Source organism: Xylanibacter ruminicola (assembly GCF_900142525.1).
Taxonomy (GTDB): Bacteria; Bacteroidota; Bacteroidia; order Bacteroidales; family Bacteroidaceae; genus Prevotella; species Prevotella ruminicola_A.
In genome coordinates this window covers 1-12346 of record NZ_FRBD01000040.1, presented here as the reverse complement: position 1 = coordinate 12346, position 12346 = coordinate 1, and the positions used below count along the sequence as shown (strand labels likewise).

Sequence of the window (12346 nt, the reverse complement as noted above, 5' to 3'; positions counted from 1 at the left end):
TTCCTTGATTGCATGACCCGCCTTCATTGCCAGCACCTGAAGGTTGATATCGACCATTATATTGATTCTACATCAGAGAAAATGGTCGATAAACAGGATTTGAAGCAGAAAATGGTTGATAAATGGTCGATAAAACCGTCTTTGGCCGAGAAAATGGTCGATATTTTGGAATTTGTGGCCGATAAAGGCGAATTTACCACAGAACAGATTGTCGCCCACTTCGGCTTTAATACCACCACCACTAAGCGCTATCTACGCCAACTTTCCGAGTATGGCTATCTGGAGCCGCATGGCGGTAACAAGAACAGAACATATAGCAGAGCCCTCATCCAGCCCTGATACAATAATGTATTAGGGCTTTTTCTTGCCCCAATCCAAACTTTTCTCCCTTTCCGTTTGTAATTCCAAAAACTTTTTGTACTTTTGCAATCAAGTATTGGCTAATCGTCGTAACACGACGCTGCTACGGCAGAATATAAATGAGCCTCAGAGGAGGTGCCGATATGATTTTTGTTGGTAAATAATAGCATCAGCTATTTATTCAGAGAATCGTGAAACGTAGGAAATTTCATCGATAGTAGTATTTGAATAAGTCAGCCGATGCCCGTGCATTAGCGCGGGCATGACTTGTATCTTAATACTACAGGTAATCCTACGACCTCACGATTCAAGAGAAGAGCCATTGCTCGCGCTTCTTTTGTGTGTAGGGGTTTCTTAGTGTTACCTGTAGCGCATTCTGGAGATTTAGTCTAATTGCTAAAATATGTCGAACTATTGTTTTTTATTATTATAATTAAATATATTGAATGACTATTTAAGAGACGGGAACTATATAATCTATGGGTAGAATATTAGAATTCATTGAAAGAGAAGGTGAGGGGAAATACTCTTGCTACAAAACCAGAAAACTAATCTTGGATCAGAATGACCAAGATACACTTGATTATGATGATAAACCTGCTATTGAACAACATAGTGGAACGTTTGCCGAAACAGACTTATCTCGAAAGGATACTGTTAGAATTGATAGTAGAATGATGAAATTGGCGAGCTCCCCTTTGTTCTCTTTTTTTCTTGACGGTTCTCGCCACGTATATAAAGTTGACGATATAGCTATTGGCAACCGTATTTTTCCATTTCTTGCAGGGCAGATTATTGTCGGATGTTGTGAAAGAAAGGATCGCGATACATTTAAGAAATATGATTTACAAAGAAAGATCGTTCTTTCTCTTCCTCAGAATTTTAACTATGATGATGATAAAGAAGATAATTTCTGTAGAAGTTATTGTGAAAAAATAAATAGCGAAATTAGTAAAATTCGCTTTGTTCAAGAGCACAAAATAGAGATTAAAAAGATACTTCTTTATCCTACAGATGGTAACAGAGAAATTACAAAAGATAAAAATGGTTTTAAGAATAGTGGAATTGCAAAAATACAATCAGAAATGTCTGATGAAGAGCAATTGATGGTAAGGTCGCTTTGCAAAAATAATCTTTTGGATAACGAGCATTTTTTGATAAAAGATGGTTCTATAGAATATAACCATAGTTTCTCAAATATGTCTCTTATCGAATGGAGTCAATTGAGATCAAATTACAAACATGTTGTTGGGGTCTCAAAGATGTTTAATCCTGATTTATTAAAGGATTATAGGGGGAGGAAACTATCTGCTACTATTGCAAATTTAAGACCTTTCGAGCGAACCAAAGTCTATAGATATCCTTCACATAATGGCGAAGCCGAATTTGCTATGTGGTATTTGAGACTTAGAAACAGTGAGTTTAGGGAAACACATTTTTCGGATGTCATTAAATGCGAAATGCTTATTGAGCAAAAGGGTGAATCAATAGAAACTCCATTGATAAATTTAATTAGTGCAAACTTGATACGTGAAGCTTATCCAACGTGCTTTGGTAAAGATAATAGATGGGCTAACCATCTATATCCGATATTTTTAACAGAATCATTTTGCAAGTCAAATTATATAAATCAGAATATTATACTAAACTTATTCTAGCATATGACAAAGGTAATTGGAAAAGTATCAGCAACAGAATCATCTCCATCAACTATTGATGAGTTCTATTTTTGGACAGATAAGAAACAGATCCTTAGTCCCTTTGATATTGTAAAGGTTGAACATGAGTCTAAATCAATTACATATGGTGTGATTGAAGAAATTTTCCATGTAACAGATGCTCCTAGTCATTTCACTAGTTATATATCTAGTGATTTTGGTGATGTTGATGAGGAGGCTGGTAATATGAATCGTTTGGGCATGAACTACGTTAGAGTACGTGTGTCTTGTAATACAAAAGACATATATACGCCCGTCCTTGATGGTCAAAAGGTTTCTTTGTGCAATGAAGAAGATATTAGAAATGCATTAGGTCTTAGCGAGAAGGATGTACAGAATCCTCTCGTTTGTGGTTATTTGCAAATGTATCAAGGTGATGCGTCTATAAAAGTCAAAGTGGTACTTAATTCTCATTTCCTTCTAGGGCCTGATGGAGCTCATATTAATATCTCTGGCATTTCGGGTTTAGCGGCCAAAACCTCCTATTCGATGTTCTTGCTACGCGCTATTCAAGAAAAGTTTAGAACTGAGAATAACGAAACATGTGCATTTGTCTTTTTTAATGTAAAAGGTCGTGACCTTATGGCAATTGATGAACCTAACGATGAATTAGATGAAAAGGAAATGAAAATTTATGAGGACTTAGGTATACCTGCTAAGCCCTTCAGTAATGTTATGTATTTCTATCCTTATAGTAAGGATAAAGTTGCCGCGAATGTTCAAAGTTATGCTAATCCTGAAGATGTAAAAGAACAGACAAAAGGCAATAGAGCTAAGAAATATAAGTTTGTATATGAAAACTGTTTGGAAAAACTTGATCTTCTTTTGGCAAATGAAGATGATAGTTCAGGTACACTTGAAAGTTGTGTAAATTACATTATTAATGGACAGCCTCCTTTCAATAATGTTGATAAGTGGAGTACACTTGTCGAAAAAATCGATGATTGTACAAAGACACAAGCAAGAGGTGGTAATACTAACGAGATACAAGTAACGAGTTGGAGGAAATTCAAAAGATGTGTAAGTAAGGCCATAAAGAACGATGTTTTTGGAACGAATCTTAATGACTCTACTGGCGAAATAGATTTGGCAGATGAGATTGCAAACAACCTAAATAATGGCCAAGTTATGGTTATAGATATTGCAAGGTTGGACGAAAATACACAGAGTTTTGTGTTTGGTAGTGTCGCTCGTGCAATATATGACATGAAACTGGGCTCAGAAAGAGATAATATTCCAGACAAGATAATTTTATTTGTAGATGAGTTGAATAAGTATGCTTCTAACGATGTGCCCAAAAATTCTCCTATTCTGAAGCAACTACTTGATATAGCGGAACGTGGTCGTTCCTTGGGCATAATTCTTTTCTCTGTCGAACAATTCCGAAGCGCTATACATGACAGAGTAAAAGGAAATTGTGCAACTGCCGCTTATGGTAGAACAAATGCAATAGAGGTATCAAAATCAGATTATCGATATATTCCTAAAACATATCAAAATATGATGACTCGATTAAGTCCTGGTGAATACATTATTTCAAACCCTGCTCTTCGTTCTTTGGTGAATATTAGATTCCCGCGTCCTTCATATAAGCAATACCCTAATGGCTAATAAAGATATGGCTCAACAAATAGAAAACTCCACGATAGGCATTGACCTTTTAAAAATGTTGATGCTTCAATTGTACAGTAATCCTCGGTGTATATATAGAGAATATATACAAAATGCATTGGACTCTATAAACGATGCTGTTCGACTAGGAATACTAACCAAGGTCAAAGATGGACATGTAAATATTAATATTTCTTCTAATAATATAACAATAGAAGATAATGGAACTGGAATTAAGGCTGATTGTGCAGTAAAATATCTTACTGATATAGCTAATAGTATTAAAAACGGTGTAATACATGCTGGTTTGTATGGAGTCGGAAGATTATCTGGTGGAGGTTATTGCGATATTTTAGAATTTGACACATCCTATCAAGGTGAAGGCGTTGGTACTGTTGTATCTATTGATACACGAATACTACGTAGATTGCTAGACGAAAACAAAAATGAGATGTCTGCAGAGGACGCAATGTGTCGTATTTGCACTACTCAAACATATGAAGTAGATAATGATAAACATTACTTCATTGTTAGATTAAGAAATATAACTAATTCTGCTAGCATTCTGCTTGACCAAAGTGATATTTTACAATACATCAAAGAAGTAGCTCCTATTGATTATAGTGCGACTTTTAATTCTTTAATAAATTTAAGTGACCAAAACGAGTTTGTTGAGAGGCATAAATCAGTTAGTAAAATTCGAGTTTCTCTTAATGAAATAGCTGATATTGAAAAATCATATGACCTTGTTGTTAAAGGAAATGATGACAATATTGAAAAACTGCGTTATTTTGAACTCCCAGTTCATGAAAAGTATGGAAGTATGGGATGGGGATGGTATGCTGTTACGGATTTTTCAGGTGTTATAAATGAAGAAAAAGATTATAATGTAGGCATTAGACTTAGAAAACATAATATATCACTAGACAAAAATATCCTTAACTCCTGTTTTAAAGAAACACGTGGTAATAAATATTTCTATGGTGAGATCTTTATCTCAAATGATAAAATAGTACCAGACAGTGGACGCCAAGGTCTTGCTGCTAGTGAAGAAGCTGATGCTCTACTTAAAACTATAAGGGAGTACTTTTGTGTACTTACTCAGGTCTATTATAAAGCAAGCAGATTAAAAACAAAACTTAAAACAGTTCAGGAGATAGTTGATAGTATAAAAGATAAAACAGATCCAGCTGTAATTTCTATCTTGATTGGTAAATTGAAGGATTCTGTCAGTGAATTTGAGAAAGCCTCAATTCGTGATAAAAATGAGGAAGTTAATGATGTAATTACTATTTATAGAGAAAAATATAATCACAATCTTAAACAGATAGTTGATAAACTAATAGGTAATATTTCTATAGAAGAAGAGAATGGCTCAAATGAGAATGATACATTAACAGTTAATGACTCAAAATCTACGGAAGGAGATACAATTCAAGAGAGGCCTTTACAGCCTAATAATACGAATTCCACAAGGTCATCTGTTGACTCTAATAATGATCTAGATAATGACAAAAATGCTTCTTTTCCTCAGCATACACAAGAGGGTTTAGGGTCAAAAGAACAATCTCATATAGTCGGCACACTTACTACACAACCTTCGTCCGATAATTTAAATCAGAAGAAAAAAGATAAGGGTGGAGTCGATGAGATATTGCAGCCATTGATTAATAAAAAATTATATACGCCAGAGCAATTGGCTGTATTAAGAAAAGTGCTAAACACTATGCTGATGGTTTGCCCGTCATCAAAAAAAAGGAATTTATCTGTGTTGATGCATTCTGCTATAGCCAGTCTTGAATGATAATGAGTAATATTACGAAGAAAAAAGTTCTACTAATAGAACCAAATTATAAAAATAAATTTCCCCCTATTGGGTTGATGAAATTATCAACTTATTATAAAAATTTGGGGAATTGGGAAGTTGTGTTTTATAAAGGAGATCTAAAAGCATTTGTAATAGAACGCATAACAGAGAAATGTGTTGAAATGCTTAATACTATAGATAAAACTATAGATTGGTCGTTAAAAAAAGATTATATTTACGAATACATAAAAACCCGCAAAAAAGAGTATATTTCAGAAATAGGAATAGATCAATCTGATTATGCGTTCCTTATCCGTGGTCAACTTAATGATTTTAAAGATTATTATTGGAAGGGGGCTTGGAAAGATAATCCTGAATGGGATAGGGTTGGTGTTACCACCCTGTTTACTTTTTATTGGGATATAACTATTGAGACTATAAATTTTGCCAAACTATTGGTTAAGGATAAAAAAGATTTAATGGTTGGAGGAGTCCTTGCTTCTATTCAGCCTAAAGAAATTGAGGCTGCAACAGGCATAAAACCTTACGTCGGTATCTTGAATATTCCTGGCCAATTAGATAAAGGAGATAAACAAATTATTGATGAATTACCACTTGATTATTCTATTTTAGATGAGATAGAATATAAATATCCAATGGCAAATGCGTTTTATGGCTACATGTCAAGAGGGTGTATAAGACACTGTCCCTTTTGTGCGGTTCCAATATTAGAACCTGTTTACAATTCTTATATTGAACTTTCTGATAGGGTAAACAAAACAAGAGCTGATTTTGGTGATCAAAAAGATCTGCTTTTGATGGATAATAATGTCCTTGCTTCAGATCATTTTGAGGAGATTATTCAAGAAATAAAAGATTGTGGTTTTGAAAAATGTGCTAAGTATATTCAGCCTAATGCATTGGATATAGCCGCAAGAAATCTTAACTATGGTATAAATGACAGAGCATATATTCGTAAAACGCAATCAATAATAAAATCCTTCTATGATAGTCTAAAAGATGAACAAGAGTCGTTTGAAGTGTATAAGATTCTTGATAAATATCATATAAAGAAATTGTTAACTTCAAAGAAAGATAATCTTTTGAAGGCCTATAAAGAGGTAAAACCATATTACGACAAGCATTTCAAACCTGTTCCCAGGCAGCGATATGTCGATTTTAATCAAGGTGTAGATGCAAGACTCTTTACTGAAGAGAAAGCAAGATTACTTGCTTCTATAGCAATTAGACCCCTAAGAATTGCATTTGATGATATACGAACATTACCATCGTACGAGAAGGCTATAAGATGGAGTGCTCAAGCTGGAATTAAGCATTTTTCGAACTATCTTCTTTATAATTTCAAAGATAAACCAGAAGATCTGTATAAAAGACTTGAAATTAATGTGAAGATGTGTGACGAGTTAAATGTAAATATCTACTCTTTTCCAATGAAATACCATCCACTACGTAAAGATTCCGATAGCAATTATGATTATTCTCATAATAGAGATTATATTGGCATAAATTGGAATAGAAAATACATACGTGCAGTTCAAGCAATTTTGAATAGTACAAAAGGTCAGATTGGTAGAGGCCAGTCTTTTTTTTACGAAGCTTTCGGTAATAATGAAGATGAATATATTGATCTGTTAGAAATGCCAGATAGCTTCATTTTGTATAGATTCTTCTTTAAATGGCTCGACAATATTAATGGGCTAGGTCCAACTCATTGGCGTCATGCTTGGAATAAGTGTAAATCCAAACTAAATAGTGAGGAATGGTCAAAGGTGCTTGATGCGATACATAATAACGTTTTTACATCAGATGTAATTGAAAGATTTCCTGATGAAGACGTACACACTCTTCTAAGCTATTATAAGAATTTCCGTAATGAAATATCTACGCCAGGTACAGAGTTGTATGAGCTAAAGAAAGATTATGATTCTCATCCAATAATAGAACTAAGGAGGAAAAAATATCATGAAAATTATTAAAGAGACAACATTACTAGAACTTGTAGGTGTTGGTATAATAGATGATTCTATGTATGCGATATTGAGCAAGGAGGGCTTTAAAAATGTTAATGATGTATTAAATCGAACTAGGGATCATTTCTTTTTAGATTCATTAAAAAACGAAGAGAAAAACTTCGTGTCTTTTTTGATTGATATTATTTCTTTTTTTGAACAATACGAAAATGGAATTATTGAAAATGATAATACAATTGTGTTACCTTCATCTCTCGTATTTACAATTCGTTCAATTTATATAAATGAGAAAAAGAAATTTGGTGCAGAATTTACATTGTCACTTATTATAGACGAGAACTCGGAATTATTTACATATTCGTTTCTTTATAATCTGTTTACATCTCCTATGATATATTTCGATGAAAATAGAATAAAGAATATATTGATGAGAGACTCTCTTGCGTCGAAAAATATTGAGTTTGAAATTGAAAGATATAGATATGTAATGATTTCAATTGTTACAAAGATTATTGAGACCCTTTGTAATTTTCCAGAAAACTTGTATTATATGCGTTTGATGCGTTTGGTGGCTAAAGAAGTAGGATTTAGTGCGGATAAGAAGGAAAAAGCAGAATACTTTGAGAAAGTTCTGAACTACAAATCAAACTCGACAGATGATAATACTGACGTTGAATCTTCAATCGATAACGAAATACAGACTGAATACGAAAGATTGAAAAGTAACTTGTCTAGAAGAACACTTAATATAATAATCAGTTATCTCCCCTCATACAAAGATGCCTTACCATGGGTTGAAGGCAAACAATCTGATTTTAAATTCAAAAACTGTGGGAAAAAGTCAATAATCGAGTTACGTGGTTTCATAGGAGCATTTTCTAATTTTTATTTTGATTATATTAATTCTCCTTCTACGAAAAGAAAGGCCGCTTTCATTGATACGGCTTTAAGTGATAAGTTTAAATATCTAATAAAAAATGAATTTGAGAAAGAAAGCAATCGCTGTTTAGATATATATAAAAAACTCCTTTCAATCTATAATGGTTGGGATTTGTTGGTAGAAGATATTTTAAAGTACCCAGAACAAATTTATATTAGATTGAGTGAATACAGCAAAAAAGATACTTTAGATGGAATAAACTTTGTTATACAACTGTGTTCCAATATTTCTTTCTCTTTAAGAAATATTGAGGACTACAAACAAATATCTTCAATTTTATATAATGCAATTAATGTTTTAGTTGATTTGAGGTCTCAAAACTTGAGCAACTTAGAATATAATAAATTTATTACTCCTGACAAGGATGTCCTCTTGCAACAAGAGTTTAATAAAATGAAATCTCGATGTAGTGGTCCGTGTAAAAATGTTTTGGAAAACAATAATTTAAATTATAAGGACTTCCTTTCATTTAAAGGTAGAGAACATGAATTTAGAAATTTCCGTAATGTTGGAAAAAGGTGTGTTGAGGATTTGTCCAATTTGTTGGATGTGTATTATAAAACTTATAATATCATTTTAAACAACGACTCAAAAGAGGCTCGTTGTCAAAAATATCAGAATATCTTCCCATTTTTGAGTGAACAAGATCTCTCTCTTGTTGACTATTATTATTCATGTTACAAGCATTATCCAATGTTTTATATTCTATGCATTTATTTTAAAAATACTGATTATCAGAATGCAAGAATATTTGCTCATTATAGTGGACTTGATGATAATTCTTTGTTTGATTATAGTAAAATTGGAGATTTATACGGCTGTTCAAACCAAAGAGTCAGGCAAATAATTGGTAAAAGAGATTTTTCAGATAAAACATTTAAGATGATAATGAATCCATCTTTGTGGGAAACATACAGCTTGAATTTTGAAGGTGTTATGACAGAGAATACATCTTATTATAATTCAATTTGTGAAGAAGAAAGATTAAATATTTCATTTTATACTTTTAGTTGCTTATTGACATTGATGCTTGATGTTGTAATCCTTAATGTATCTGATTCTTTTAAGAATATACCATCATCTGATATTGGTAATTACGTCATTAACGACATGTCATTCAAAACCTATGTATTTAGTTCTAGGTATAAAGGGTTTAAATTTCCTTCTGTATTCTCTGAAATTATGAGATTAAAAAATCTACGTAGAGATGCTGCGCTTAGAATTCCATTGCACATATATTTCGCTTCAAATCCGGATTATTGGGCAGGAGGGGCCCCCGTTGAAGAATCTCAAATGGAAAACTTTATGTTGATTCTTGAAACCATCATTAAAGATAATATTGATGATGAGATTGAGAATCACAACCTCTTGTTTGAAGCAAATAAAACTAATTATTCTGATTTGATTTATGAATTATTGAAGAATAATGGTGAATGCATGCATATTCAAGATATTTTTAGTAAATTCAAATGTATTTATCCAGATAGTAAGTTTGTTGAGGCAAAGCAGATGAAGCCATATTTGTTTAAAGACTCAAGAATAAAAAGTATTGGTAGGTCTTCTTACTACACTTTGCTAGAGTGGAATGATTATACGGGTAGTCTTTTTGAATTGGCTAATGATATAGTGAATTCAAAAAAGGCTCCGATATTAATATCGGAGCTTGCAAAAGAAATGCTTGAATATCGTCCTTCGTCAAATGAACATAGTGTACATAGCATGATTTACCAAAGTATAAATGATGGTAAACTTGTGTTGTATTATGGTGAAATGGTTGGCAGTCCCCATAAGAGTTATACCGATGAATATATCATTATGCCTCGTTCTTTTGTTGATTGGGTAAAAGCATTTGAGTCTTTTGTTTCTAAAAATAACTGCTACCCAATAGGAGCTAATAAGGGCTTTGAAGGTGCTCTATACAATTGGTATCTAGATTCAAGGACATATATAGGCTTAAATTCTGAGGAAATACTTATATTTCATAATTTAATGAAAAAGTATGAAAAAGTGCCTCATACATTATTTGAGAAGAAATTCCTGAAGAATTGTAATCTATATATGGCTTTTTATAAACAATCAGGGAGATTGTTAACGCAAGGGGATGATAAAACTCTGTTTTCTTGGTTTGAGAACAATAAAGAGAAGTATAATTTATATACGGACAACCGAAAACTATATTTTCAGGAGTTAATAAATTATCTCTCAAAACAAACTTAAGCACAATTCAAAATGAAGAATATAAAGAAATTCTACAATATGCTTATTATGGGCGGATTTAATTAAATATAAATAAAATATTTATTATTTTATAACCAGAAAGAAAGTAGCATGGCGATATTATTGATTATTTTTGTAACAGTATTCGTATTTGTGGTGGTCAAGGAACTGATGAGTTATGGTAAGCCATACAGCAAGTCTATGAATACGGAGAGTGCTGTGGAAGAAAAGGTGGTTCCAAAGATTCAGAAGAAAGCGGAACCGCAAAAGGCGAAACCTGCTGCCATGAAAACTAAGAAATCGAAGTTTGAATACAAAACATATCGTGTGCCAGGTGGGTATGGATATTTGCTTGGTGGAGTAGGAGGCGGTGACAGGGCTGGAAGCCATAGTAGCCAGGATGATGACTTTGATGAAGCGGAGTATCGTGCGTATCGTGAAGAATTAGCGGCGTATGATGATTTTGTGGCTTCGCTGGATATGGATGATTAGAAAAATAGAGGCTGAACCGGTCGCAAAATGCGACCAGTCTAAAGAGGTTATCACAAAATGTGATAAGCTAGGCGAGGTGGATGCAAAATGTGACCACCTGAAGGGGTTATCGCAAAATGCGATAAGTTAGATGGTGCGATCACAAAATGTGATCTTAGAAGTTTTACAATACTTATGATGTAACATAAAAAAATAGAGGCGAGCATCACTGCTGGCCTCTAGCTTAATTATTTAAAAAACTAAATTAATCAACCATAAACTTTAACCTTAAGGTCTTTCTTTATGATTTTGCAAAGGTATAACAAATTATCCATATAACCAAACTTTTTAGGATAAAAGTGTATCGCGAATAAATTTTTGTTGATGCTTAAGATGTTTTTGTAGCTTCGCTGGATATGGAGGAATAGTATATATAATTATTAAATTGCTATTTATTGATAAAAAAAGTGTTTTTTATTTGGAAGATGTTCACAAATTTGTTAACTTTGCAGCGATAATCAATCATCGAGATGGAAAAAGTAAGAACGATAAAGTTATTTAAGGACTATTTTAAAGAGTTCTATATTGAACAAACGGACGATGTCCGAGATAAAATCAACTTCGTGTTGCGGCTTGTTGAAACACAGCGCATCATCCCACGGAAATTTTTCCGTATCATAGAAGGTTCGGATGGAATTTACGAGATACGAGTTGAATTGGACAGTAATATCTTTAGGATATTCTGTTGTTTGGATAAAGGTTCGATAGTGGTGTTGTTTCATGGATTCCAAAAGAAGACTCAGAAAACACCATCAAAAGAAATAAAACGTGCAGAGGCAATAAAGAAAGAGTATTTTAAAAGTAAGGAGGAAAAGTAATATGGACACAAAGAAGAAAGAGGCTATTATGGCCAGTACAACATTTGATGAACTGCTTGATGCAGAATATGGTAAAGATGGCACAGCCCGAAGAGACGCTTTTGAGGCAAAGGCTGAGGCTTTTTGTTTAGCAGAGTGTTTGAAAGAACACAGACTTCAGGCTGGGCTTACTCAAGAGCAGCTGGCTGCTAAGATTGGTACCAAGAAAAGCTATATCTCGAAGATTGAAAATGGGCATGTTGATGTTCAACTGTCTACTCTGTTTCGCATCTTTTCTGGGTTAGGCAAGAGAATATCGCTTACTGTTATGTAGTAAGCGCTTTGCCTGCCTTACTGCTTTGCAGTAAGAGGTT

Annotated in this window: 9 protein-coding genes; all 9 read left to right on the top strand. The window is 33.3% G+C overall.

Annotated features, from left to right (window positions below; all coding sequences use genetic code 11):
* Nucleotides 1-339, top strand: a 339-nt coding sequence (locus BUB86_RS16540) for a helix-turn-helix domain-containing protein (protein ID WP_139261728.1), incomplete at its 5' end; no start/stop codon positions are given.
* Nucleotides 340-839: 500 nt separating this feature from the next.
* On the top strand, nucleotides 840-2018 hold the full coding sequence (locus tag BUB86_RS16535) for a hypothetical protein (protein WP_073211747.1): 1179 nt from the start codon (nucleotides 840-842) through the stop codon (nucleotides 2016-2018).
* 3 nt (nucleotides 2019-2021) lie between these two features.
* The gene (locus BUB86_RS16530) at nucleotides 2022-3689 is read left to right on the top strand and encodes an ATP-binding protein (protein ID WP_073211744.1); all 1668 of its coding nucleotides are present in this window, start codon (nucleotides 2022-2024) and stop codon (nucleotides 3687-3689) included.
* Nucleotides 3682-5493, top strand: coding sequence for an ATP-binding protein (locus BUB86_RS16525; protein ID WP_073211741.1), 1812 nt, complete (start codon nucleotides 3682-3684; stop codon nucleotides 5491-5493). Before BUB86_RS16530 ends, BUB86_RS16525 begins: the two co-directional genes overlap by 8 nt.
* Nucleotides 5494-5495: 2 nt before the next feature.
* Nucleotides 5496-7493, top strand: coding sequence for a hypothetical protein (locus BUB86_RS16520; RefSeq protein WP_073211752.1), 1998 nt, complete (start codon nucleotides 5496-5498; stop codon nucleotides 7491-7493).
* The gene (locus tag BUB86_RS16515; RefSeq protein ID WP_073211738.1) at nucleotides 7480-10644 is read left to right on the top strand and encodes a hypothetical protein; all 3165 of its coding nucleotides are present in this window, start codon (nucleotides 7480-7482) and stop codon (nucleotides 10642-10644) included. The genes BUB86_RS16520 and BUB86_RS16515 overlap by 14 nt, the downstream gene beginning before the upstream one ends.
* Before the next feature lie 111 nt (nucleotides 10645-10755).
* Nucleotides 10756-11136, top strand: coding sequence for a hypothetical protein (locus tag BUB86_RS16510; protein ID WP_073211735.1), 381 nt, complete (start codon nucleotides 10756-10758; stop codon nucleotides 11134-11136).
* 509 nt (nucleotides 11137-11645) lie between these two features.
* Nucleotides 11646-11993 carry a type II toxin-antitoxin system RelE/ParE family toxin gene (locus tag BUB86_RS16505; RefSeq protein ID WP_073211714.1) on the top strand — a complete coding sequence of 116 codons (348 nt, stop codon included), beginning with the start codon at nucleotides 11646-11648 and terminating at the stop codon, nucleotides 11991-11993.
* Between the two features lies 1 nt (nucleotide 11994).
* Nucleotides 11995-12306 (top strand): helix-turn-helix domain-containing protein, encoded by a 312-nt coding sequence (locus BUB86_RS16500; RefSeq protein WP_073211711.1) that lies wholly within the window; start codon nucleotides 11995-11997, stop codon nucleotides 12304-12306.
* Nucleotides 12307-12346 lie beyond the last annotated feature (40 nt).

Bases quoted from the DNA above. Each gene is read 5' to 3' on its own strand.
- BUB86_RS16500 (WP_073211711.1), top strand. From the start codon at position 11,995: ATGGACACAAAGAAGAAAGAGGCTATTATGGCCAGTACAACATTTGAT.
- BUB86_RS16510 (WP_073211735.1), top strand. From the start codon at position 10,756: ATGGCGATATTATTGATTATTTTTGTAACAGTATTCGTATTTGTGGTG.
- BUB86_RS16505 (WP_073211714.1), top strand. From the start codon at position 11,646: ATGGAAAAAGTAAGAACGATAAAGTTATTTAAGGACTATTTTAAAGAG.
- BUB86_RS16515 (WP_073211738.1), top strand. From the start codon at position 7,480: ATGAAAATTATTAAAGAGACAACATTACTAGAACTTGTAGGTGTTGGT.
- BUB86_RS16530 (WP_073211744.1), top strand. From the start codon at position 2,022: ATGACAAAGGTAATTGGAAAAGTATCAGCAACAGAATCATCTCCATCA.
- BUB86_RS16535 (WP_073211747.1), top strand. From the start codon at position 840: ATGGGTAGAATATTAGAATTCATTGAAAGAGAAGGTGAGGGGAAATAC.
- BUB86_RS16525 (WP_073211741.1), top strand. From the start codon at position 3,682: ATGGCTAATAAAGATATGGCTCAACAAATAGAAAACTCCACGATAGGC.
- BUB86_RS16520 (WP_073211752.1), top strand. From the start codon at position 5,496: ATGAGTAATATTACGAAGAAAAAAGTTCTACTAATAGAACCAAATTAT.